The 26,650-nt window shown below is 34.1% G+C and carries 17 protein-coding genes and 2 pseudogenes; 15 read left to right on the forward strand and 4 right to left on the reverse strand.

Features of this window, described 5'->3' with window-relative positions; all coding sequences use genetic code 11:
- Positions 1-242 precede the first annotated feature (242 nt).
- Positions 243-3,146 carry an Ig-like domain-containing protein gene (locus Dongsha4_RS13635; RefSeq protein WP_330202899.1) on the reverse strand — a complete coding sequence of 968 codons (2,904 nt, stop codon included), beginning with the start codon at positions 3,144-3,146 and terminating at the stop codon, positions 243-245.
- A gap of 604 nt (positions 3,147-3,750) precedes the next feature.
- Between Dongsha4_RS13635 and Dongsha4_RS13640 the strand changes: the two genes are divergently transcribed.
- The 8 genes and pseudogenes from Dongsha4_RS13640 (at position 3,751) to Dongsha4_RS13675 (ending at position 12,617) form a co-directional block, all read left to right on the forward strand.
- Positions 3,751-5,088 (forward strand): oligosaccharide flippase family protein, encoded by a 1,338-nt coding sequence (locus tag Dongsha4_RS13640; RefSeq protein ID WP_330202900.1) that lies wholly within the window; start codon positions 3,751-3,753, stop codon positions 5,086-5,088.
- 67 nt (positions 5,089-5,155) lie between these two features.
- Complete coding sequence (locus Dongsha4_RS13645) at positions 5,156-6,151, forward strand: glycosyltransferase family 61 protein (protein WP_330202901.1); 996 nt, start codon at positions 5,156-5,158, stop codon at positions 6,149-6,151.
- A 173-nt stretch (positions 6,152-6,324) separates the two neighbouring features.
- Positions 6,325-7,722 (forward strand): O-antigen ligase domain-containing protein, encoded by a 1,398-nt coding sequence (locus tag Dongsha4_RS13650; RefSeq protein ID WP_330202902.1) that lies wholly within the window; start codon positions 6,325-6,327, stop codon positions 7,720-7,722.
- 75 nt (positions 7,723-7,797) lie between these two features.
- Positions 7,798-7,926 (forward strand): hypothetical protein, encoded by a 129-nt coding sequence (locus Dongsha4_RS13655; protein WP_330202903.1) that lies wholly within the window; start codon positions 7,798-7,800, stop codon positions 7,924-7,926.
- A 38-nt stretch (positions 7,927-7,964) separates the two neighbouring features.
- Positions 7,965-10,619, forward strand: a complete 2,655-nt coding sequence (locus Dongsha4_RS13660) for an AMP-binding protein (protein WP_330202904.1) — start codon at positions 7,965-7,967, stop codon at positions 10,617-10,619.
- A gap of 239 nt (positions 10,620-10,858) precedes the next feature.
- Positions 10,859-11,116, forward strand: a pseudogene (locus Dongsha4_RS13665) (IS982 family transposase); the annotation flags it as partial.
- A 199-nt stretch (positions 11,117-11,315) separates the two neighbouring features.
- A pseudogene (locus Dongsha4_RS13670) lies at positions 11,316-11,624 on the forward strand (transposase); the annotation flags it as partial.
- Positions 11,625-11,678: 54 nt separating this feature from the next.
- Positions 11,679-12,617 (forward strand): sulfotransferase, encoded by a 939-nt coding sequence (locus tag Dongsha4_RS13675; protein ID WP_330202905.1) that lies wholly within the window; start codon positions 11,679-11,681, stop codon positions 12,615-12,617.
- Between the two features lie 118 nt (positions 12,618-12,735).
- Here Dongsha4_RS13675 and Dongsha4_RS13680 read toward each other — a convergent pair whose 3' ends face one another.
- Positions 12,736-14,880 carry a Tex family protein gene (locus Dongsha4_RS13680; protein ID WP_330202906.1) on the reverse strand — a complete coding sequence of 715 codons (2,145 nt, stop codon included), beginning with the start codon at positions 14,878-14,880 and terminating at the stop codon, positions 12,736-12,738.
- 792 nt (positions 14,881-15,672) lie between these two features.
- Here Dongsha4_RS13680 and Dongsha4_RS13685 point away from each other — a divergent pair.
- The 4 genes from Dongsha4_RS13685 to Dongsha4_RS13700 all read left to right on the forward strand — a co-directional run bounded on the left by Dongsha4_RS13685 (position 15,673) and on the right by Dongsha4_RS13700 (position 21,186).
- Positions 15,673-16,824 (forward strand): hypothetical protein, encoded by a 1,152-nt coding sequence (locus tag Dongsha4_RS13685; RefSeq protein ID WP_330202907.1) that lies wholly within the window; start codon positions 15,673-15,675, stop codon positions 16,822-16,824.
- Positions 16,825-17,378: 554 nt separating this feature from the next.
- Complete coding sequence (locus Dongsha4_RS13690) at positions 17,379-18,062, forward strand: response regulator transcription factor (protein ID WP_330202908.1); 684 nt, start codon at positions 17,379-17,381, stop codon at positions 18,060-18,062.
- 25 nt (positions 18,063-18,087) lie between these two features.
- Complete coding sequence (locus Dongsha4_RS13695; RefSeq protein ID WP_330202909.1) at positions 18,088-19,398, forward strand: HAMP domain-containing sensor histidine kinase; 1,311 nt, start codon at positions 18,088-18,090, stop codon at positions 19,396-19,398.
- 60 nt (positions 19,399-19,458) lie between these two features.
- Positions 19,459-21,186, forward strand: a complete 1,728-nt coding sequence (locus Dongsha4_RS13700) for a peptide ABC transporter substrate-binding protein (protein WP_330202910.1) — start codon at positions 19,459-19,461, stop codon at positions 21,184-21,186.
- 165 nt (positions 21,187-21,351) lie between these two features.
- On the opposite strand, the gene Dongsha4_RS13705 is transcribed toward Dongsha4_RS13700, so the two are convergent.
- Positions 21,352-23,370, reverse strand: a complete 2,019-nt coding sequence (locus tag Dongsha4_RS13705) for an elongation factor G (protein ID WP_330202911.1) — start codon at positions 23,368-23,370, stop codon at positions 21,352-21,354.
- A gap of 577 nt (positions 23,371-23,947) precedes the next feature.
- Here Dongsha4_RS13705 and Dongsha4_RS13710 point away from each other — a divergent pair.
- The 3 genes from Dongsha4_RS13710 to Dongsha4_RS13720 all read left to right on the forward strand — a co-directional run bounded on the left by Dongsha4_RS13710 (position 23,948) and on the right by Dongsha4_RS13720 (position 25,461).
- Positions 23,948-24,352, forward strand: coding sequence for a hypothetical protein (locus tag Dongsha4_RS13710; protein ID WP_330202912.1), 405 nt, complete (start codon positions 23,948-23,950; stop codon positions 24,350-24,352).
- A 104-nt stretch (positions 24,353-24,456) separates the two neighbouring features.
- Entirely contained in the window at positions 24,457-25,002 is a 546-nt protein-coding gene (locus Dongsha4_RS13715) for a hypothetical protein (RefSeq protein WP_330202913.1), read from the forward strand.
- A 42-nt stretch (positions 25,003-25,044) separates the two neighbouring features.
- Complete coding sequence (locus tag Dongsha4_RS13720) at positions 25,045-25,461, forward strand: hypothetical protein (protein ID WP_330202914.1); 417 nt, start codon at positions 25,045-25,047, stop codon at positions 25,459-25,461.
- 145 nt (positions 25,462-25,606) lie between these two features.
- Here Dongsha4_RS13720 and Dongsha4_RS13725 read toward each other — a convergent pair whose 3' ends face one another.
- A complete protein-coding gene (locus tag Dongsha4_RS13725; protein WP_330202915.1) occupies positions 25,607-26,614 on the reverse strand; it encodes a TIGR00341 family protein in 1,008 nt (335 codons plus the stop codon).
- Between the last annotated feature and the right edge of the window lie 36 nt (positions 26,615-26,650).

Genomic DNA, 26,650 nt, shown 5'->3' on the forward strand with positions numbered 1-26,650 from the left:
AGTCTTTAGTATGGGGATGGATGAGGAAAAAGAGTTTTTGAAAGGCTAAAATTCCTCAACATCCTAACTTAACTAACCTGAGTTTTGGTTAAGCAGATTGAGATAAAATCCATTCTAATTGAAGGCAGGGCTTCTTTGGTTCACTTGAATATTTTTAAGGACAAATAAAAAATAGAGAGATCTATAAAATAGACCTCTTAGGGAAAATATAATAAAATACTCAGATAATAAAAATAATTTTTTTAATTTGTAGGAGTATTAATTAAAGTCATAATTGCGTCATACTTGGGTGAACTTTGATTTAGACCTTCTGTTAATCCCCAATATCCAGATTTGCTATAAGTACCAACATCACTAAAGTTAACAAATTCGCCGCCGCCCATATTAAACCATGTTTGTAAGTATTCTTTATAGATTTCACCCATACGAGGGTCACGGTTAGCTTTAGCAAATAAGTCAACTATTTCAGGTGTTGCTGTTTTATCCACTAAATGTTGTCCTCCTTCATAAGCCACTAAGGAAAGTCCTTCTTCTTTTGCCAATTGAAGGTAACTGCTCATATTTTGATAGGATTGTGCTAATGCACCACCGCTAGGACTATTACTTAATAAACCACCATTTTTAATTTCATCAAATAGTTTATTTAAACCACCATCTGCTTCTTTTGTCCAAGATAATAACGTGTCTTTATTACCACTATCACCGATATAATTTCCAAAATAAGGTGCGATCGCAACTACGTCAATGCCATACTCTTGATGGGATAAAGGAGTATCTGTCCAATTGTAACTTAAGGCACGTTGACCAATCCAACTATTTCCTCCTTGAGCTCCCATAACACCAATAACTCTTTCTTTATCGTCTCCAAAAACCTCGTCCCAAATGCGAGTCATTTCCGTTGTGCGTTTGCTATACCAATCCATCCAATTATTTAAGCCTTCGGCTTTTGCCTGTTGATCAACCCACTTAGCTTGTTCAAATTGCCAATTCCAGACTTCATTACTATATTCAATGTAAATTTGTCTTTCGGGTTCAAGATTGTCTTTTACATATTGAGCAAAATTTCTAATATATTCATCTGTTGCTTGATGAGGCATTGTAAACCAAGGATCGGAGTCTAAACGGTTTGCTAAATCAACCATAATCTCTACAGGCGCGCCACCATCTTTTGCCCAAGTATTATCATTCAATTGGGGGCGATCGCTCCATTCACTTTGTTGAGAATTATTAGTTCTCATCCAATCCATAAAACGGAGAGTTTGAAAGTCATCAATATGGTTAAGAAAATCAGGATTAAAGATTTCTTGTTGATAGGTATTTTCGGCTTCTATCGGAACAACACTTATATTTCTGATATAGTTCCCTGTTTGATTAGGATCTGTTGTGGTTATTCCTACATATATACCAAGATTAGATGGAGTTACCTGAATAATGTCTCTACCTTGAGTTGAAGACACTAATTTAGCATCCAACCCATATTCAATCGTTCCCTCACCATCATAAGTAACAACATATTCTCCGCCTGGATATTGACCTTTAATACTTCTAAATAAAAGAGTACCAACTTTGGTAAAGTTTGTACCAGAAGTAGGAAGAGATTTCACCCAACCATTTTCATCTAAATCCAATAAATGACCTTCTTTTGTATCCCAAATTTTATTAGTTTGTGTTACCCAATTACGAGAAGAGTTAAAAGTATCAATAAAAGGTAATTGAGGAGACCAATCACTAATTCCATTCAAATTACTACCTATTTCAAAAAAGGGAGTTTTTACTGTGATATCAACTGTAGCGGTATCTTTCGCACCATGTTCATCAACTATTGTATAAGTAAAGCTATCTTGTCCCGTAAGATTATTTGCAGGTGTGTAAGTAAAACTTCCATCTTGATTTAAGGCGATACTTCCGTTAACTGGTTGAGTAAAACTGTCAATATTAAATACATCTCCTTCTGGATCGGAATCATTGCTTAAAACATCTATTTTGAGGGCATTATTTCTAGTGGTGAATGCTATATCGTTATTAGCTTCAGGAAAGTTATTATTTTCATTAACTGGAATAGCGGCTAAATGATTAGTGATGATAAAATTGTCGATCGCCATAAATTCATTCGTTTCAATACCATTGGTGGTAAATCTAACGGCAATGTATTCATAACCAAAACCGAAATCAACTTGATTAGTAAAGTTTGTCCAGTTAAACTCTTCTGTAGCAATATTATCTGTATCTAGTAATACTTGAACTGCGATCGGTTCAAGAGAATTACTAACAGGGTCAGTAGTCTTCCAATTAGAAAATGCGAAATCACCATTAACTCCATAAACCTGTAATCTTAAAGTATTGCCCACTCCGCGATTAATACCATCAAAACTAATAAATTGTAAACCTTGAGTTCCATAGTCATTTTTTAAAACTTGAGTTAAGCCTCCAGCACCAGTATTATCGGCATAAGCATATTTATTTACAGTATCTCTATTCCATTTATTTCCACCAGGAACAAACCAACCTTGATTGGCATTAGAAGCATAAGTTGTGCTGGTGTTTCTATTAAAATCATTGACGGATAAATCAAATTCTGAATCCATCACTGATGTAATATGAATCTCTTGCTTCTCAGTAATACTGACATTGTCGATCGCCATAAACTCATCACTTTCAACACCGTCAGTTAAAAAACGAATAACGACATACTCATAACCAGCACCAAAATCCACATCTTGGCTAAAAGTTTTCCAGTCAAATTCTTCGGTGGCAACATTATCAGTATCTAACAAAGTTTTATATTCAATAGAATCACTATTAACACTAACTGGATCTTTTGCACTCCAATTACTTAATTGAAATTGTCCGTTAATCCCATAGACTTGTAATCTTAGAGTATTTGTTGAACCCAAATTCGTGGCATCAAAGCTGATAGTTTGCAACCCAGTACTCACAAAATCATTTTTAATAACTTGAGTTAAACCACCACCACCACTATTATCAGCATAAGCATATTCTTTTGCACTGTCTTTGATCCATTTATGTTGATTAGGTCTTAACCAACCTTTATCCGCATCAGACCAATAAGTTGTACCCCAGTTTCTATTAAATGTATCTTGAGGAGAATTAAAAAGAGAATCTTGAACGATATTAGTAGATAACATGGTGGGAACTCCTGAATAAACTAAAGAAAATAAAAAAAGAATAAAAAGTAAAAAATAAACAATAAAATTGCGTTTCTGCATTGTCTAATAACAAGCAAAAGTTTTAATATAAAAAGAATAAGAGCTTAATGCTGATAAATTTTCAGAGTGTTTAGCAATTAAGTTTTTGTTTTTCGATACTTATATTCTTTATCATTTCTTTAAGAAAAACATCCGATAAATTCTCTAACTTTTCTACCTATTGAACCCAATAAATAGCAATTTTTATCTAGGTAAAAATCTCAGTATATCCTTTGAAACCATTGTGAGATAATATTTACACCTTTTTTCTCCTCAATGCCGAAGAGTCAAAAAATTATTACCTATAATATTTAATTATCATATTTCCACTGATAAAAACCTTTGTGATGCAAAGATTTGAGACAGTAACAGTCAATTAATTAACTAAGTACAATTTTGTCTTAAATAGCCATAACTTTTATTACTAATATTGGAAAAATTATTTCCCCTCGTATTTATACTTAACTTATGTGAAAATTTAATAATCCTTTTAAAACAAGAATAAGTAACGATATAAACAAAAAATCAAAATAAAAGAAATCGAATGTCATCCCTGAAAAAACTAGCTATTCGTGGAGCTCTTTGGACTTTTATCGGTTATGGCAGTAGTCAAATATTACGTTTAGGAAGCAATTTAATCTTGACTCGCCTACTTGTGCCTGAAGTATTTGGCTTAATGGCTTTAGTTAACACCTTTATTATAGGTTTAAACTTATTTTCCGATGTCGGTATAAATCCCAGTATTATTCAAAATCGAAAAGGAGAAGAACCAGAATTTTATAACACGGCATGGACATTACAAGTTATTAGAGGTTTTGGAATTTGGATTGCTTGTATTGCTATTGCCTATCCAGTTTCTATTTTTTATGAAAATCCTGAACTAAAATGGCTTATTCCTATTTTGGGGTTAAATTCTATCGTCAGTGGCTTTCAATCAACTTCTCTACCTTTACTTAGCAAAAGAGTTAAAGTCTCTATTAGCACTTCATTTGAGCTAGTAGTACAACTTATTTCTCTGACTATCATGGTACTCCTAGTTTGGTTTTATCGTAGTATTTGGTCTTTAGTTATTGCTTCGATTATTTCCCAAATAGTTAGAACTATTATTAGTCATAAATTAATACCCGAAGTCAAAAATAGATTCACTTGGGATCAAGAATCTTTAAAAGAGTTATTTTCTTTTGGCAAATGGATTTTTATTTCCACTGCTATTACTTTTTTTGCTATGCAGAGCGATCGCCTCATCTTAGGACGACTATTTCCCATAGAAATACTAGGTATTTATACTATCGCTTTTACTTTCGCAGATATTCCTATCGGAGTTATCAATAGAATCAACGGTTCTGTGGTATTTCCTGTGGTTTCTCAATTGAAGGATTTATCAAGACAAGAATTAAGACAAAAAATTATTGAGAAAAGAAAACTTATACTGATTCTAGGTATTACTTTGGTGGTGTTATTAACCTGTTCTGGAGATTTATTGGTTTTAAATTTGTATGATGAGCGATATAAAGACGCAGCTTGGATGCTACAAATTTTAGCAGTAGGTATTTGGCCCAATTTATTAGCCGTCACCATGAGAAGTGTGCAATTAGGAATCGGTAAACCAATGTATGGTGCTTATGGCTATTTATTAAAATTTATTTATATGGTGGTCATGTTACCCTTTGTTACGAATATTATGGGAATATTCGGTGCAATTTTAGTAATTGCCTTTAATGATATTCCTTTCTATATAGCTGTTCAATATGGCTTGTGGAAAGAAGAATTGTTAACAATTAAACAAGATTTTTGGGCAACGTTGTTTTTGATTTTCTTGATTAGTATAATTCTTTTTATCAGATATTATTTAGGTTTAAATTTAACTCTACCTAGTAATTGATTTTTCATTAACTAAAATTATATTTCTACTAGAAAAATAATAAATTAAAGGAAAGTTAAAAAAATCCATGGACAAACAAATCAAGATGGTTCCAGAAGGTGTTAATAAGATAGATAATCTTAAGATTTTTTCCTATCCCACGAGATTAGCCGCCGCTTGGAAAGCTGATATATTAGAAATCAATATACCGTCTTATGAAATTTATCGTCCTGCGATCGAAATTGTGACAGAAGAAGGCATTAGTAATACATCAAAAACAGGAAATATTCTAAAAAAAATTTATGCAAAAATATCCGCCCCCATAGAATTAGGTGATAAATATTTTCTTGATACTCGCTATGAGACTGATAAAAATATTGCTCATATACTCAAAAATATCGCTCCTGGTTTATTGGCTTCCAAACATTTTCCCCCAAAGATTCCAGAAATTACAGTGGTTTTAAAAGCTAATGCGTGTGAAATGGCAAAAACAGCTTATCAACTCCTTGGGTTTCCTGTTCTGTGTACAGACAAAAATGTTAAAGGTAAAGTTATTACCGCTCCCACAGGACGATTTGGACAATATGAGATATGGTATCCCGAACTTTTTGGGAAATTATCTTTTGAGGGATATATTGCGGATACTCCGAAAAGGGTTTTTATTTCTCGCAAGGGAAACAGAGGTTTAACCAATGAATCAGATATAGAAGATCTTTTACAAGATTATGGTTTTAAAAAATTTTACTACGAAGATATACCTATCCCTCTACAATGGTCAATTACTAGGAATGCGGAAATGATGGTTGCTATACATGGTGCGGCTTTAGGCAGTCTTGTCTTCAATCAAAAGAGATTAAAATTAATCGAACTGTTTCACCCTGGTTATGTGACTCATGCTTTTAGGCAAATGACTTATGCTGTGGGAGGAAGTTGGTGCGGAGTTACAGGGCAAATCACAGAAAATGTAATTAAAGAGTTAGACTTTAATCACAAAGCGAGGGCTTTTGCAATGTCCCCTACAACTATAGATATTAAATCCTTGACAATGGCACTAGATTACATGAAAGTTAACAAAGTAAACTAAGACGTATCTAGTTTGCAATCTCTCCCTTTTGAGGGATTTGATGCAACCAATATGGATATGGACAAAAAAGCGGAACAAATGAAGGTTTTAGAAAGATGGAATTATGACTAAAGTTTTACTCGATCGCACCTTTTTCAGAATTTTTCCATATACTGAATGTTTTTTTTAATATTATGAGTCCTCAAGCCCAATTAGCGATGATTCTATGGCTACCAATAGTTTTATATTTATTCAATAAGTTTCCTCCGAGAAAGGCTGTAATTGTGAGTTTTTTGGGAGGATTATTATTTTTGCCCCAAAAGGCAGGTTTTGCTTTACCTCTCATTCCAGACTATGAAGGCATGGTTGCTACTTGCTATGGTATCTTTATCGGTATCATGATTTATGATTCAGAAGTATTTAAACGATTTGAACTCAAATGGATTGACTATCCCATGATTTTATTCGGTATCGCTCCTTTATTTTCTTCTTTGACTAATAGTTTAGGTTTATATGATGGCATTAATTCATCCATCACTCAAACGGTACAATGGGGAATGCCTTATTTTTTGGGGCGATTATATCTGAATAATTTATCAGTGTTAAAAGAATTGGCAATCAGTATTGTTAAAGCCGGATTAGTGTATGCACCTTTATGTCTTTATGAGAGTCGCTTTAGTCCTCAATTACATAGTAAAGTTTATGGTTATTTTCCCCATTCTTTTGCTCAAACCATGAGATTCGGGGGGTGGAGACCTCAAGTTTTTATGCAACACGGTTTAATGGTAGGTTTATTCATGATGATGACCGCTCTTGTGGCAATTTGGTTATGGCAGGGTAGAGTTGTTACTAAAATTTGGCGTATCCCAATTCAGTGGGTAGTCGTTATTCTATTCGTAACTGTTATTCTGAATAAGTCAACCGGTGCTTATGTTTTAATGGCTATAGGGTTGATCATTTTATTTTCCGCTAAATGGTTTCGTCTTAGTTTACCTTTAATTTTTGTCTTGTTAGGAATTACGGCGTATTTACTTCTCGCATCCACTGGCAATTTACACACAGAAAATATTATCGATTTTTTACATCAATTTTTCCCTGAAGATAGAATTCAATCCTTAGAATTTCGTTTCGATAATGAAGAATTGTTGGGAGAAAAAGCAAGAGAAAGAATATTATTTGGTTGGGGAGGATGGGGCAGAAACCGTGTTTATGCAGAAAATTGGGCCGGAGAAATAGAGAATATATCGGTGACAGATAGCTTATGGATTATTGTTTTTGGTATTAATGGGTTATTTGGGCTAATTACCCTCACAATGTCATTATTGTTACCCGTTGTTTATTTGATTATTCGTTATCCTGTCAATACATGGTTAAGTCCAAAAGTTTCATCTGCTATAGTTTTGGGGGTATGTTTAACCTTATTTGTGTTCGACTGTTTGTTAAATGCTATGTTTAATCCCATTTTTCCACTGATTAGTGGCGGTTTATCGGGATTATTTATCTATTCCCCTCAATTATCGACACGAAAAAATCTACGTAAAATTAGGGTAAAAAGGGGAAAACAAATTATTCCCACTCCCATCGATAAATAAAATGATGACGAAAGAAAAATACGAGCAATACTAAATAGTAATATAATAAACATTCTGAATTCTGAATTTAAACTCTTGAAATCTATTGTTAATACGACATACCGTGCGAAAACTGGGTTATATTATTTAGGTAAAATGTTGACTGCTCACGGCGGAATTTTTTGTGTTGGAGACAGAAAAGTATTAGTGGGCATGACAGCCTAGAACGTAAATTTATTTTAAAATAAAGCATTGTAAATACTATGACGTTTTTCGAAAATAACCCAACAGAATATAGATCAACGTGGTCAGGCAACAGGAAAGTTACAGGGATCGTCTCCGTTAATTCTCTTGACTTTGTTAAGAATATTTTTCAGAGTTACCAAAATGATTACATCGTCGTTCTTCTCAACAGTAAAGAAGATGAAAAAAGAATAAATGATACAGGAGTATCGAAAATAATTAGTCCCAAAATAGAGTTTGGATGGAGTAAACTTAAACTCCACCCCCGTCATGATAATAATATTGCTCAAATTGCTTTTACTTCCGGAACCACAGGACAACCGAAAGGAGTTATACTTACCCATGAAGCACTTAACGATGTGGTTTCAAGACTTAATGAAATAATGAGTGTGGACTCTAGTATAAGAGAATATGTAGGCGTCCCAGTAAATTACTCTTTCGGTTTTGGAAGATGTCGTGCAGTAGCTACGGCTGGAGGGGAATTTTATCTCCCTGAGAACGGTTTTAATCCTTTGGAAATTAGAGATATGCTTTTAGACGGAGCAATTAATGCTATTTCAGCAGTGCCGAGCTTATGGCGTTCATTGTTTCAGTGTCAGGATATTTTTGGCCATGAGACGAAAAATGTTAAATGGATTGAGATTGGTAGTCAATACATGAGTCAGAAAGAAAAAGAAAAATTATGTCATCTTTTTCCTCAAGCAACGATTGTACAACATTATGGTTTAACAGAAGCCTCAAGAACTACTTTTTTAAGAATAGATCAAACAGAAGGAAAATATCTCGAATCCGTTGGCAACGTTTATGGACAAACAAAAATCAAAATCTCCGAAGAAGGTAAAATCATGATTAAAGGACCTCATGTTGCACAAACTCTTCTAGTTAATGGAGTGGAAATTAACAATACCGATGAGCAAGGATGGTTAACGACAGGGGATTTCGGTAAAATAGAGGATGACTACTTATATTATTTAGGTAGAGCTGATGATTTAATTAACTGTGGTGGGTTCAAAATACCTCCTGATGAGATTGAAAGATATATTCGAGAAAAACTCAAGATTCAATCGGGCATTGTCGTAACAAAGGTTGCTGATGTCATGAGAGGTGAAGCCATTTTAGTGGCGATACTTGAAGATTCTGGTTTAAATCGGGGGGATGTTAAAAATGCGGCAGTGGATGCGATCGCACAGTATAATATTCATAGTGCAGATGCGGTAAAAGTCATGGAGTTAGATAGTTTTCCTAGTACCGCAACAGGAAAAATCAAGAGAAAAGAAATTACGAAACTATTTGAGTCAAATATCGTAGAACATAGAACAGAATCTCAACAACAGGATAAAGAAAATAATTTAATTTCTGAGAGTGAAAAAGAAATTATTAAGGTGTGGAAGGAAGTTTTAGGAGTGGATAAAATTGACATAAATAGTAACTTTTTCCAAATGGGAGGAGATTCTTTAACCGCCATTTCTGTAATGGTAAAAATGGAACAATTGGGAATTTCAAGGGATATAGTCAAGGGAATGTTACAAGGTTTAACAGTCCGAGAATTAGCTATGCGCATCGAAGAATCTCAAAATACCGAAAATCTCAAAGTGTCTCATACCATTTCTAATGTTTATACGCAAACAGGAATGAATATTAATATAATTAGAGGCATTTTAGTTTTGTGTGTTATAATGGGACACTGGTCAGAGGGTTTTTTCAACAAACTACCCGAAGTAATAGGTTCAACTCTCGCTCCTTTTATTGCCAATCTTTTTGCGGCGGGAACTCCTGGATTTGCGGTTATTTACGGAGTTTCTACTGGTTATTCTTTGTTTTCTGTCTATCAAAATGATCGTCAACGCTTCCAGAAAGTAGTATCTACCACTTTAAATTTATTGATTGGCGGTGTTCTAATTTTAGCTATAACCGAAATTACTGCTAAATTTTTACAAGGAGAATTGAACACGTTTACAGATATAACCAATTCTTTTTATTCAGTAATAAGTTATTATTTATTGATAACTGCAACCATAAGTTTATGGTTTAAACTACTAAGCAAATTTAGGAACCCATCCGTGGTTGCTATTTGTCTAAGTGTTTTTCTCTACTGTTCTTACTATTACATATTTCAGCCGTTATCATCATATCGACAGGAAGGTTTGATAGAATTAGGTAAGATTTTAATTTCTGCAAAGTATAGCTATTTTAACTTAGTAGCTGGTACACTGGGTGGCATTGGCATTGGCATAAGAATTAGAGAAAACATGGAGAAAAATCCTATACCCCTTGATTTTCTATGGATTGGTCTTGCCTTGGTTGGTGCTGCTTTTGTGACATCATCTCATGGTGGAATGTTTGAAAGTTGGTGGATATGGCCTCGTCCGATCTGGATTTGGACTTGGTTATTTTATACAGGTCTAATTATGATCGGTTTAAGATTTATTCAACAAGTTTTAGCTAAGTATAATCAATTTCCTCCAAAATATAAATTTGTCTTCCAGTTTTTTTCCAGCATCGGTATTTTGGCTTTTCCTTTTTTCATCACCCAAGACTTAGTTTTGCCTTTGAAAGATACGTTGGACGTATTTGGAGTACCAAGCATTATTTCTTTAGCCGTTGTTATGTTGATGTTTTTTGGATCGTCGATTTTCTTGTTCAAAAAAGTTTATAGCGTTAATTACAGTTGGTGATTTCAATTAATGACAATTAGAAATTTAAAAATGTCCTAACTAATCTGGCTTTTGCTATCGTGTTCTAATTTTGTTCTGGGTAAATCAAGGGGATCTATATTTTTACAAGTTTATCCAATCCACATTAAGTGATTTTTGTCAATGGGAAACTGGTATTATTTATAAAAACCTCAGTTTTGGATAAGAAAACAGGCAGATAGTAAGCTGAGTATAGCAAACCATCAACTAACTATTGCCCTATGTTTAATTTAGATTATTTATTTTGTCATGTCGATGATTTCTGCCAACAATTTGAACCTCAATGGCAACAAAAACTTATCTCTCATGGTGCTGTCCAACGTGTTCGAACTAAAAGTCTGTGTTTAAGTGAAATTATGACTATTCTCATTGCTTTTCACCAAAATCATTACCGTAATTTCAAACATTTTTATCTTAATCACGTTCAACAATCTTGGACTTGGGCTTTTCCCAAACTTCCCATTTATCCCTCTTTTGTCAAACTCCGCAAACATTTGCAATTTCTGGATTCTGGAACTATGGTATATCAATTGATCGATAGAATCTTTAATACTATAAAATCAATCAAAACTTTAAATTAAGAAATTTAATCATGTAGTATATTTTTAGCCTTAGTTACCAAGCCACTTGAAAATATTTAATAATAGTTAAAATCGGAAACTGACAAAAGAGGGTTATAGAGGTTATGTCTCACAAAAATTAGCTACAAAGCTACTGAAAGATTTTGTTGGCATTGAGTTTTTTGCCAAACCCAGAGGTAATATGAAGAACAAATTAATGAGACTTCATGACAAACTTTTATCTCGGAAACGAGTGATTGTCGAAACAATAAATGATCAGCTCGAAAATATATCACAAATAGAACATTCTGGTCATCGTTCACCAATAAATTTTTGTGTCAATATATTACGTGGGTTAACCGCATATTGTCATCAACCAAAAAAGCCCCACTTTCCCTTAGAATGGATTTTACCTCAATCTGCTTAACCAAAACTCAGGTTAACTTAAACAATAGTAATAATCAAAATCAAAGATAAATTTATGATCAGAAAACCTTTTTTCTTAGTTGGTGCAGAAAGATCTGGTACAACCTTGCTGCGTTTGATGTTGAATCATCACCCTGAAATCTCGTGGGTGCAAGAGTTTGAATACTCAGTTGATTTGGTCACAGATAATGGTCAGTTTCCGTCTTTAAATGCTTATTATGATTGGTTGGAAACTCATCGTATTTTTCAATCTATGGAGTTTTCTATTGATAAAAATTTAGATTATTCCGAATTAGTTGATAGCTTTCTCTTACAAATATATAACCCCACTGAACATAAAATTATCGGTGCAACGGTACATCGTCACTTTGATCGCATCTTATCTATTTGGAATGACGCTTGTTTTATCCATTTAATTCGGGACCCCCGTGATGTAGCTCGTTCTTGTATTGGTATGGGCTGGAGTGGTAATGTATGGTATGGGTGCGATCGCTGGTTAGAAGCGGAAATACTTTGGGATAAATTAAAAAACAAGATTTCTCCTGATCGATATATTGAAATTCGCTATGAGGACTTAATTAAAGATCCTGTTAAGATTCTAACTTTTGTTTGCAATTTTATGGGGCTTGATTATCATGAACAAATGTTAAATTATGATGAAAATACCACTTATAGCACTCCTGATCCGAAATTAATACAACAATGGAAAAAGAAACTTTCTGATTTAGAAATTCAATTAGTTGAATCCAAAGTAGGCTTTTTATTAGTTGATAAGGGCTATGAATTAAGTAATTTACCTTCTATTAATCCAGATCAATTTCAGCGTCAACAATTAAAAATAGAAGATTGGTTATATAGAGTTAAATTTAGGCTTAATAGACTAGGATTATCGTTGTTTATAGCCGATTTTTTATCCCGTAAACTAGGTTTAAATTCATGGCAAAAACAAATCAAGTTGCAAATAAACGAAATCGAGAAAAAATACTTAAAGTAACGAGTCAATAATTAGATGTTTTGGTTACAAACTACTATTAATATTTAATAGAAATTAAAGTGTTTTATTTAGAAAAAAACTTTAGAATGATGGTTTTAATGTTTTCTGGTAATAATCATTAATTCTTCATAGATAAAGCGATGCGTTTCAGGTTTTCGTTAACCTCTAACACTCTTACTTTTACAACCTGCCCAACTTTTACAACCTCTGTAACATCACTCACGAAGCGATCGCACATTTGGGATATATGTACTAAACCATCTTGATGCACTCCTATATCCACAAAAGCACCAAAATTAACCACGTTAGTGACAACTCCCTCTAAAATCATACCTTCCTTTAAATCACTAATTTCCGTGACACCTTCCTTAAAAGTAGCATATTGAAATTCAGCACGTCGATCGCGCCCCGGTTTTTCTAATTCCTGAATAATATCTTCTAGGGTAGGGAAGCCAATTTCGTCAGTTATATACTGTTTTAAATCTAACTTTTTCAGATGTTGATTAAGTTGATTAATTTCCGTTAAAGGTACTTTTAAATCACTAGAAATTTTTTTGACAATGTGATAACTTTCTGGATGCACTGAGGTATTATCTAAAGGGTTATCTCCCTCTCGAATCCGTAAAAATCCTCCTGCTAATTCAAAGGTTTTCGCTCCTAATTTCTTGACTTTCAGTAATTCTTTTCTGTTTTTAAATGCCCCTTTTTCATTGCGATACTGTACGATATTATTCGCAATAGTGCCATTAATTCCAGAGACAAAAACTAACAATTCCTTAGAAGCAGTATTCAAATCAACTCCCACATAATTAACACAACTTTCGACGGTTTCTTCTAACTTTTGTTTCAACAATTTTTGATCTACATCGTGTTGATATTGCCCTACCCCAATGGATTTCGGATCAATTTTCACCAATTCAGCGAGAGGATCTTGTAACCTTCTACCAATACTAATCGCACCTCTGACGGTGACATCCAAATCAGGAAATTCACTAATCGCCACATCACTAGCGGAATAAATAGACGCACCCGACTCATTCACCATCACCTTAATAGGTTTCGTGTCAATCTCCTTTAACACCTCCGTGACAAACTCATCGGTTTCCCGTGAAGCAGTGCCGTTACCAATGGCAATTAAAGCGATATGATATTTTTGGATGAGTTTTTTTAAGGCATTTTTAGCAAGATTCCTTTTTTCTGCTCCATTATGGGGAAAAATTGCCTGATACTCTAAAAATTGCCCTGTTTCGGAAAGAATCGCTACTTTGCAACCTGTACGAAATCCGGGATCAATGCCCATTGTTGGTTTCATTCCCGCAGGAGGAGACAGTAACAATTCTCGCAAATTCGCCTCAAAGGTTTTAATTGACTCTCCATCAGCCCATATTTTCATTTCTGAACGCACATCACGCAGTAAAGCAGGTTTTAACAGACGATTAAAGCTATCTTTGATAGTTTCTTGGTAAAATTGCCTAATTTCAGGGTTTTTTGTCTTGATTATCTTTGACTCTATATAGTTAATTACCCTTTCTTCCTCAAAATCAACGTCTAAACTGAGGATTTTTTCCCCTTCCCCACGATATAAGGCAAGAATATTATGGGGTGCGATTTTGGTGAATTTACAGGTAAAACTGCGATACATCTCATATTTTGTGCTTCCTTCGGGGTAGTCTTTTTTTATCTGAGAGGTAAAACTACCATAATCAAGGATAAATTCTCTTAAATAGGCTCTTAATTCCGCTTTTTCGGCGATTTCTTCCGCTAGAATATCTTTTGCACTGTTTAAGGCTTCTTCACTACTTTTAACGTCATCGGAGATATATTTTTCTGCTTCTTTATTCAAAGATATTGCCTTACTTTGACCATTGTTAAGGCTTTTAATCCATTCTACAAGGGGAGTTAACCCTTTTTCTCTAGCAATAGTAGCACGGGTTCTCTTTTTGGGCTTGTAGGGGAGGTAAAGGTCTTCAAGTTCATTTTTTTGTAAACAGGCGGTAATTTGAGCCTTTAAAGCGTCACTGAGTTGATTTTGAGATGCGATCGCATCTAGGATAAATTGTTTTCTTTGCTCTAATTCTTGCAGATAATTAAAACGCTCTTGAATATCCCTTAATTGTATCTCATTGAGTGATCCAGTACGTTCCTTGCGGTAACGAGCGATAAAGGGAATGGTTGCACCTTCATTAAATAATTCTAAGGCACTGTCCACATTTTTGAGATTGAGGGATAATTCAGAAGCTATAACTTGAGAAATATTGAGCATGAGCTAACAAGACTATTTTGTTAGAATTTTACACCAAAATGAAAACCTGAGTTTGAGTTTTATTTTGTTTTAATTTTTCTGTCTTTATTTTTTCTTTTTTCCCATGTTTATTTCTGTATATCTTGTTTTTAATACACTATAGACTTTCTTCTTTTCTATCCTTTTGATCATTATTGACTTTTACTTCTAAATTATCTCAGGATTTAGTAATAATAGTATCTTCCATTTTTTCCCCACCAATCTATTGTCTCTTTTATGGATTCAAAATCTATGATTCTTAAAAAATTAATAATTATGCTTGTTATTAATGATATTTTATTTTGACTATTTTTACACTTTATTCTCCGCTTATATTCTTTTAAATCTCTTGATATGTAGAACAACCACAACAAAAACTAGAGAAAATAATAGTTAAAATAGTAGATAGGTTATATCTTTGTCCTTTCTTTGAGCAAAAATCTTTGATAAAGGAAAAAAACTGAAATAAGATGTTCATAGCTTATTTTAAATAAACAAAAAATCCATCTTTACTTCTAATTTTACCACTACTTTGAAAAAACCCTGCTCGAAAAGGGGGTTTCTTTATAAGGGGAGACACAGAGAGGTTTGCCCCTTACCCTGTGCTGATACAGCCCTTGACTTTTGTCTGTTGCCTACCTTAAACCTAACTAATAATTTACATACCCAAAATAATAAAGCCTTAATTCTTGATTTTTCTTCCCTAGATTTTCACTTTTATTTTTTAAACTTGGACTATTCAACCATAAAACATAAAGAGGTTAAATAAAATCCATGAGTGAAAATTATTCATCAATTTCTGAAATTACGGGAATAGTGGGGAGGATATTTGACAATGATGAGTTTATCTTGGAAACCTCACAGGGTAGAGTTAGGGTAGATGCAGACTTGCGAGATTCTCTTACCTTAGATTTAACAGTGGGGGAAACTGTGACAGTAACAGGAATTTATGATGATGATGATTTCGATGCCATGTCAATCATCCGTCAAGATGGTTCACCTGTATTAACTGGTAATTTTAGGGGGGAAGATTGGCAAGATGACAATATGGAAGATTTCGATCGCACCTTCGATTATAATCATAATAACTCCTATAGCGGTTCTGTGTCAGAAATTACGGGAATAGTAGGGGCGATGTTTGACAATGATGAATTTATCTTAGAAACCTCACAGGGTAGAGTTAGGGTAGATGCAGACTTGCGAGATTCTCTTACCTTAGATTTAACAGTGGAGGAAACTGTAACAGTAACGGGAATTTATGATAATGATGATTTCGATGCTATGTCAATCACCCGTCAAGATGGTTCACCTGTATTAACTAAAGAGCTTTTTAATAACTATAGCTATGATGATTCTAGCAATGATTTAGATGATAGCTATGATGATTATGGAAATGTTGATGATAATAGACAACAAGAAATACCAAACATTAATAATATAAACACAGAAAGTGAAAACAGTGACAATAACAGAGATTCACTTTTTAATACTCCAGTTTATCGCTTTCAGAACCGCAATATAAATGGTACATATCTTTTTGCTGGTGAAACAGAATCTCATGGTATCCGCAATAATTATGGAGAAACTTTTATAGAAGAGGGGTTTGCTTTTCGTGTTGCTAATAATCCAGCCAATAATTTAGAAGCGATTTATCGTATGGCAAATAAAGATATTCCAGGCACTTATTTATATGTTGGGGAAGAAGAAAAGCAAAATATCTCTCAAAATTATACTAACTTTAAAAATGAAGGAATAGCTTTTTATGTTCTCGGTGTGAATGCTAATCAAGGAGAAGATGTTTATCGTTTTCAAAGTATAAATAATCCTGGTACATATTTATTTGTTTTAGAACAAGAAAAAAATAATATTCTGGCTAACTATTCCTCTCAATTTACGTTAGAAGGTGTGGCTTTTGAGGTAGGTTAATTATCTCTATTTTTGGGTAGCTTATTATTCTTAATAAATGAAAAATTTAAAGTATAATTATACCCAAATTTATATTTCATAGTTTGCACTTAATTAATAAGTAATAAATAACGATGTTGCTTAATTATGCAGTAAAATATAGTTGAATTACTCGGTATGTCCAACACTAAAAATATTATTTCCATTGCAAGATTGCCTATTCCCCATTCCTGATCTAAACTAGAAATTATAGCTTAATTACCTGAGTTCGATGAAAAAAGTATCGAAAAATAAAGCGTTGAGAGTTATCATCGAGCCAATTTTGGAATAAAAAATTATTAAATTTAGGAAAAACTCATTTAAAATCAATTTATTCAGCTTTTTTGTCAATAATTATTACTTTTAACTCCGAACTCCGAACTCCGAACTCCGAACTCAGGTTAATTCACCAAAACCAAATAATAAGTAAATGTCAGGTTGCAAATTTAAGGTGATAATTGATTAATTTTTAATTGTTAATTGTTGCCAAAACTAACCAATAACTTATCAAAAAGAGAAGTCATAGAGCCAAATCTATGAAAATATTAATAGTAGAAGATGATTTTAGAATAGCTAATAATTTAGCACAATTTTTGAGAAGTAATAATCATGTTGTAGAAATAGCTTATGATGGAGAAACGGGTTATGATTTGGCAGAAATAGGAAATTATGATTTGATTATTCTTGATTTAAGCCTACCTAAAATGGATGGAATTACTGTTTGTCAAAAACTAAGAAAAAATCAATGTCAATCATTAATTCTTATGTTAACGGCAAGGGATACTAATTTAGATCAAGTGACGGGATTAGATGCAGGAGCAGACGATTATATTATCAAGCCTTTTGACCTACAATTATTATTAGCAAGAATAAGAGCTTTATTAAGAAGAAATAATAATCATTTAAACACTCTTTTTACTTGGGGTGATTTGGTTTTAGATCCTAATAAATATGAAGTAAAATATCAAAATAATCTAGTTAATTTAAGTCCAAAAGAATATCAATTATTAGAACTACTCTTCAGAAACTGCGATCGCACCTTAACTAAAGAAATAATTATAGATCAACTATGGTCAATGGAAGAAATACCTCAAGAAGAAACAGTCAAAGCCCATATTAAAGGGATTAGAAAAAAACTTAAATTAGCAGGATTAAAAACAAATATAATTGAAAATATTTACGGCGTTGGTTATCGTTTAAACTCCTATGATTGCCCATAAATTTCAACAAATTAAATCAAAATTGATGTTATCTTATCTAGCGGTAATGATAGCCATTTTAGCTTCCACAAGTGTAATTATTCATCAAATTATTTCTCGTAATTTATATAGACAATTTGAAAATAATGCTTTAAAAGGTGCAAAAAAAGCAGGTTTAATCCTAGATTTCATAAAACATGAACATGAAGAATATTTTAATTCAGAGGATTTAAACTTAACTTTACAAGACCTAATTCATCAAAGTGAAGACAATACAAATTTTACGCAAAAAAATATCAACATATATAAAAAAAATCCTTATTTCTTTGCCAATGAAGATATTGCAATACAATGGTTAAATGAAAAAAAACAAGTATTAGTTAGAGAAGGAGATTTAAAATTAAATATTAAGGAATTTGCCGACGATAAAATAACTAAATATTATGATGAAAAAAATCATTTATTTTCCTTAATCTTACCCATTAGAAATAACCAAAATAATCAAATTATCGGCTATATAAAAGTTATAGAATCAACAAGTTTACTTAATAATAATCTATTCTGGTTAAAAATAAGTTTAATTTTGGGAGGAGGATTTGCCCTTATTTTGACAACGGGAGGTGCATTTTTCCTAACAAAACAATCATTACAACCTATTGTTGCTAGTTTCCAAGAATTAAAACAATTTACTGCCGATGCTTCTCACGAATTGCGCACCCCATTAACAGTAATAAAAACATCTGCCGAATTAGTTTTAAATAACCAAGGGAAAATCAGTGAAGATAATTTGCATAAAATTCAAACCATAGTTTCAGCAACCGAAGAAATGAGAATTTTGGTAAATGACTTACTATTACTCGCCCGAATGGATAAAGAAACGACAGAAAAAGAAAAACTCTTTATTAAACTACCCCTTGATGAAATTTGCGAGGATTTATTAGACTTGCTATATATAGAAGCCGAGTCACGACAAATAAGTTTGAAATCTTACATAACTCCTAATATTTGGGTTATGGGTAACGCCTCGCATTTACAAAGACTTTTAACCAATATTCTCACAAATGCTTTGCAATATACTCCCCAAGGAGGAAAAGTAACTTTTAGTCTCAAACAAGAATTAAATTGGATAATTATAACCATACAAGATACGGGTATTGGAATAAATCCACAAGAGCTAAACAATATTTTTCAAAGATTTTGGCGAGGAGAAGAGGGAAGAATAAAGAGGAAAGAAGGCAGTGGATTAGGATTAGCCATTGCGGAAAAGATAGCCATTCACCACGGGGGGAAAATAACTGTAGAAAGCATTTTATCTCAAGGTAGTACGTTTAAAATCTATCTTCCCAGTATTGATTAAAGCAATAAAGTGGACAAAATCTGATTAAAATGGGGTAAAAATTTTGCTTAGTTATTGATTATGAAGAAATTGAAAAGACTTTCTAGTTATCTTACTATTTGTCTGGGCAGTTTAGCCCTCATTGCTTGTAATTCCAATTCTCAGTCTTCCAATATCAATAATTTAAAACAAGCAAAATTACTTTATTGGCAAGCCCCGACAATTCTAAATCCTCATCTCTCCACAGGATTTAAAGATTCAGAGGCTAGTCGTCTTACCCTTGAACCTTTAGCATCTTTTGACAAAGAAGGCAAACTTATACCCATACTAGCTCAAGAAATACCAACTCTGGACAATGGAGGTATTGCCGAAGATGGAAAATCTGTAGTCTGGAAATTAAAAAAAGATGTAAAATGGTCTGATAGTCAACCTTTCACTGCTAAAGATGTAGTTTTTACTTACGAATTCATTACTAATCCTCAAGTGGGCAGTGTTAATGCTGGAGATTATGCCATCGTTGATAAAGTAGAGGCATTAGATGACTACACCGTCAAAGTTTCATTTAAAGAAATTACCCCCGCCTGGTATTCAGTATTTGTGGGAGGTGCAGGTTTAATTTTACCTCAACATTTATATGCCCAATACAATGGTGCAAATGTGCGGGAAGCACCTTATAACCTTATGCCCGTAGGAACGGGGGCTTATAAGGTAGTACAATTTAAACCGGGGGATTCTGTTATTTATCAACCCAACTCCTACTACCGCCAACCAGAAAAATTGAGTTTTGAACAAATTGAAATTAAGGGCGGAGGAGATGCCACGTCTGCCGCTAGGGCTGTGTTACAAACAGGAGAGGCTGATTTTGCTCATAATTTACAGGTTGAGGCAAATATCCTCGAAAGTCTCCAAAAGAGTGGAAAAGGTCAATTAGTGGCTAATTTTGGGTCTTTGAGTGAAAGAATTATCTTTAATTTTACCGATCCAAATCGTAGTACAAATGAAGGAGAAAAATCCAGTTTACAATATCCCCATCCTTTCTTTTCTGACATAAGAGTTAGACAAGCCTTAGCAATGGCAGTGGATAAAGAAACTATTGCTAACCAGTTGTATGGTGTGACGGGAAAAGCAACGAATAATTATATTGTTGCACCAGAAGAATATGTATCTTCAGCAAATTCGATGAAGTATAATCCTGAAAAAGCGGCTCAACTGTTAGATGAAGCAGGATGGAAAGACACCAATGGAGATGGCATCAGAGATAAAAATGGCGTAGAAATGAAGATTGTTTTTCAAACCTCTGTTAATCCTTTACGGCAAAAAACTCAAGCTATTGTTAAACAAAACTGGCAATCTTTAGGGGTGGGAGTGGAATTAAAAAGTGTTGATGCTAGTGTACTATTTTCCAGTGATCCTAGTAATAGTGATACGCTGGAAAAATTTTCTGCCGATGTTCAAATGTTTACAACAGGCAACTTAAGCCCTGATCCGATCGCTTATTTAAAAAATCATACTTGTGATAATATTCCTCAAAAAAGCAATAATTGGTCTGGAGATAATTACTCTCGCTATTGTAATCCTGAATATGATCAACTTTGGCAGAAGGCAACAAAAGAATTGAATCCAGAGAAAAGGGCGGAAATATTCAAACAAATGAATGATTTATTGGTAGAAGAAGCGGCGGTAATTCCCCTCATTCATCGTGCGGATGTGGTGGGAGTTAGTAATAATTTATTTGGAGTAAATTTAACTCCTTGGGATTTTAAAACATGGAATATTGCAGATTGGGAAAAAAAAGCGGAGGGCAAATAGATTTTAAAAGGGCAATAATTTGAGTTCGGAGTTCGGAGTTCGGAGTTCAGAGTTCAGATAAAAAAAGATAAAAAAAGATAAAAAAGAAATTTTCCCCTAACATCCCAATCTCCTAAAACTCTAACACCTGAAACCTGACACCTGCAACCTGACACCTAACCGTTTTTAAGCCGCTAAGACTTGATGAGAAACCTTGTCAGGGACTATTTCTAAGTGGTCATATTGCCAGTTAAAAAAGCCTACTCCCAAAGAAAGCGATCGCAATTCAATAATAAAATCTTGCATTTCTCCTTGGGGAAGATAAGCATTGACTTGATCCCAGTTTTTCCAATCTCCCACACCGTCATAACCAAGAATTTGTCCCCGATGGGCAGAAACCAGTTGCAAAACTTTTGATGTAAATTCATTGGGAGTGAAAATGTCCACCAATAAAACAGGTTCAAGTAAAATAGGATCACATTGTACAATTCCCTCTGTCATGGCAATACGGGCGGCTTGTTTAAAAGCCTGTTCAGAACTATCTACAGAGTGATAAGAGCCATCGGTAAGGGTTACATCCACATCCACCACAGGATAACCTAAAGGACCTTGTTGTAAATATTCTCTAACTCCTGTTTCTACCCCCGGAATATACTGTTTAGGAACAACTCCTCCGACAATGGTTTCATGGAATTGAAAACCTTCGCCCCTTGCTAGAGGTTTGATGTCTAAGTAAACATCTCCAAATGCCCCATGACCTCCACTTTGATGCTTGTAACGTCCGTGAATTTGCGTGGATTTGCGGATAGTTTCCTTGTAGGGAATTTTGGGATTTTGTGCCACCATAGACAGGTTATATTTATTGCTTAATCGCTCTAGTGTTACCTGTAAATGAATTGCTCCTTGTCCCCAAAGTATTACTTCATGGGTGTTTTCGTCTTGTTCCCATTTGAGAGAGGGATCTTCTTCTAAGATTTTTGCGATCGCACCTGAAATTTTCACTTCATCCCGACGATGTTCTGCTGTCACTGCTTGGGCATATACAGGAGGAATTAAATTCGCTTTTGGTAAGGGCTTGATTTCTTTGTCAGAATCAGTGAGGGTATCCCCTGTTTTTATCCCTTCTAACCTTGCTAGAGCAACGATTTCTCCCACTTCTGCTATATTTTGAGATTTTTGTTGTCCTCCCATTAAACGGTAAATACCGCCCACTCTGACCCCATTAAGAGTCATACCATCTGTAATTTTTCCTTGCCACACCCGCACTAAAGATAACCTTCCTCCTTGGGTACTGTAATAAGTTTTTAACACCTGAGCAATAACAGGACTATGGGTAACAGTTTCTAATCCTCTCCTTTCGGCGGTTATACTGGGATCAGGGGCTTCTTTTATGAGACAATCTAGTAGTGGACGCACTCCATAATCTTCTTTTGCTATACCAAAGAAAACGGGCACAATCAAATCTGCACTTAAATCCTCTTTTAAATCCTTTAAAATTTCTTCTTTAGAAGGTTCAATATCGTCAATCAACTCCGCTAATAAATAATCATCAAAATCAGCGAGAGTTTCTAACATTTCCTGTCTGGCGTGTGCTTCAAATTCCCTTAAATCTTCAGGAAAAGCCACTATATCCGCTTCTGCTCCCTGATGGTAATGGTATGCTTGTTCTGTAATTAAATCAATATAGCCGATAATATCATGATCCTGTTTAACGGGATACTGTTGCGGTACAAGAGGACGACTAGATACATCTTTAATGGCATTTAAAACATCCATAAAATCATCTTGCGATCGATCCATCTTATTGATATAAACTAGATGGGGAATTTGCCAATCATCAAGGAATTTAAACAAAGGTGCAAGAGTCAAAACCTTACTAACAGAAGGTTCACAGACAATTACTGCCGTACCTGCTCCCACTAAAGCATTGTAAGTTTCCTGCATAAATTCCACTGAACCCGGACAATCGAGAAAGGTAAAATTTATATTTTCGTATTCTGTATAAGCTGAGCTGACTTCCACGCTCATTTGCCTGTTTTTTGCTTCGATGGAATTATCTCCCATGGTATTACCATCTTCGACACGTCCTTTTCGATTAATTGCCCCTGAAACGAATAATAAACTTTCTAACAAAGTGGTTTTTCCACTAGAATAAGGACCGACAATTGCCACATTTCTGGCAGGAGTTTCTACCCTATCATTCATACTTTATACTCCTTTTCTATTTTTCGATGAGAAATTAATGAGACAGTTTTTTCTCTGAGAATTTAATTATTATTTAGCTTTTTTATGGTTCTCATATTTTCACAGTAGCTTAGATTTTGATTAATATACCAGAATATTTTATTTATCTTAAACATTAAAAAAAATGTAAACTTTTCTATATTTATCTATTAAAAAATGTAAAGAAATAATAAGTTGATGACCCATTTTTTCCAAAGATTATTCAGGTGTGTCTATTTTGTTAGCAACAATATCGTTTATCTGAATGCTGAGTTATACCCATTATCCGTATTTGGAAATGAGGAATAGGCACTTTTGCAATGGCATAAAAAACTGCACTTCATAAATATGAAAATTGCTATATATTGTGCTATCAAATATGAATTTTAATTATCATAAATATTAAAGAAATATAAAATTTTATTTTTTTCAATTTACATTTTATATAATGATTGAAAAATAGGATAAACTCTTATTTATCAGTAATTATCAGGGGGAAATTATTATCATGAATAATAGTATTTATTTCTTTTTACTCAGCGCATTTATTGGATTATTTATGTCTTTTAAACCAGCAAATAATTTAAAAGCATTAACTATACAAAATCCTGATGTCAACATATCTGAAGAAAAGTTTACTCAAAACTTGATTGCTGATTTACCAAAAAATCCCTATAAAATTGGTGACTACTATAACGCTACTGCTTATTTTAAATGTTCTGTCGGTGATACAAATCATGGTCAGCAGTGTCCGGGAGGAATCGTACGTAGAGGCAATGGTAATGCTTCAGTTGTAGTTTTATATCCCAATGGTTACGAAGTTCAGTACGACTTTAAAAATGGAAATGTGACTTCTACCTATAACGGCGATTTGAATTGGGGTAAAAGTGATGATGAATGGTACATAGGCATTGATAACAAGTTATTTATTATAATTCCCGATGCGGCAGTTTATGGGGGATAACAAAAGTATTGAAGAAATAAGTAGTAATTAGTAATTAACGAAAATTTAATAAAAACGGGGAAGTTTCTCAATAAGTTTTTCGTCTCTTTTAAAATTGTTGGTTAATGTTAATTTTAGACATGATTAAAAAACATTTATGGGCTTTAGCTGGTTTAATTGCTTATTGTAATCCTGTTTCTGCTATTCCAGTTAACAATGCCTATATAAATATAGCTGGTGCTGGAGGTGATTTTACAGGACGCGCGGCTACTTTTCGGGTGGAAGATAAAACAACGGTAACTCCTGTCAAGGATGGTTTAAGACTTTATGAATTACATCTTGCTAAAATGATTGAGGTATCAGAACATTTTTGCCGAGATAGAGAACCTGAGTATAAATTTACTTGGAATTATGAGGCTGAAGGCGGTAAAGTTTATATGGGTGAATATTCTTGGACTTGTCAATTTGCTCGTGATACATTGAAAAAATTTGGCTCATCTGGTGAGGAAAATATTACTATTCACTATGTGGACAATCCTCAAAAAGAAACCATTTCTGCCCTAAATATTACTGGTAAAAATGCAGAAAATTTTATTCATTTAGTCAGAACTTTAAAGCCTGAATGTATTGATTATAATCCCCCCATTTGTCCGGGCGATCGCCTCGAATAGAATTTTCTCAGTATTAATTAAATATTTAAAGATAAAATCATCATGAAAAAAATTATTCCTCTTTTATTGCTTACTATAGCAACAACTTTTTCTACCGTAATTATAACTCCGAGTATTGCCAATGATATTCGTCAAGAAAGAGTACAATTCAAATCTGGTGCAACAAGTACCACTATCGAACATTCCATTAAAGGCTATGAAATTATTGATTATGTAGTTAATGCCAGAAAAGGACAATTAATGAATGTGAGTATGGCAACGGATAACGGGGCTAATTATTTTAATATCTTAGAACCGGGTCAAAATGAAGTGGCTATTTTCAATGGTTCAACCTCTGGAAATCAGTTTGAAAAAACCTTAGCACAAAGTGGTGACTATAAAATTCGAGTGTATATGATGCGTAGTGCGGCTCGGAGAAATGAAACTGCCAATTATCGTTTGGAAATTATTATATACTAACATCAACGGATCATCATACAAATAAAGCTCGTGTCAAAACACGGTTTATTGCCCGTTATCCCAAAGAATGCAATTTATCTTAGATGCGATCGCCTCTTAAAATAGAAATAGACCAAATAATTTCTATTGTCATGGCTTCAGAGAACTATTTATCTATGTACATTATTTGTGACTCAACAACTTTCACACGGATGGTACGACCAAAGAGAAGATTCTTGGCTTGTTCTTGAAACTTACTCAAAGGGGGAATTTCTCCTTCTCCCAAGAGGAGGAGATTTACTGTTCCATCTGCCGTTTCAGCATCAACCCTCAGAAGTTGATACCCCGAACCGTCTAGCCATTCTTGTGCCAGTGTATAGGCTCTAGCGGAAATTTTATTAGCAACGATCAGATTATAACTAGACAGAGAAAGAGGAATTACAATAATTATTAAAGCGATGAGGGCGATTGTTACCGCTCTACGTCTGGCACGTGGGTCAAAAGGAGAAGTTGCCACTTGCCGAAACCCCATCACCACAAAAACAAGAGAGCCTGTGAGCAGAATAGAAACGTAGTTAGTTACAAAAAGCAATAAGCTACCAGCCGCCAGTTTTGGTTCACCTAAAGCTAACAGAATTCCCACATTCGCCAACGGAGGTACTAAAGATACTGCAATAGCCACTCCGGGTAAGGTATCAGAAACATCTTTACGAGATAGTGCAAAAGCTCCAGCAAAGCCAGTGGCAAGGGCGGCCATTAGATCCAGTAAATGGGGTGATGTACGGATCATTATTTGTTGAATCGCCTCTGGATGGGTTACTTTAGCTATGGGTAATGTCAGAATGAATCCCACTGCGATCGCCATGGCAATCCCTGCAAAGCTGACAAGCATTGTACTGATAATTTTACGCTGATCTCCAATGCTTACACTGAAAGCTAAACCCATAATCGGTAACATCAAAGGAGCAACGATCATCGCACCAATGATAACTGCAACGGAGTCCCCCAAAAGCCCAAATGTAGCGATACTTGCGGCCAACACTAACAAACAGGCAAACTTAAAAAATTTTGCACCCCTCCAAACCCTCTCAAATATTAACGTCTCGGAGACTCGTTCCACTTCCTCTAAGTCAATAGGGCCTCCGTGCAACATTTCAGCGAATGATCTGTTCATATTTTGTCAATCTCAATATTAGTATTAAAATCAACT

The organism is Cyanobacterium sp. Dongsha4 (assembly GCF_036345015.1).
Classification (GTDB): Bacteria; Cyanobacteriota; Cyanobacteriia; order Cyanobacteriales; family Cyanobacteriaceae; genus PCC-10605.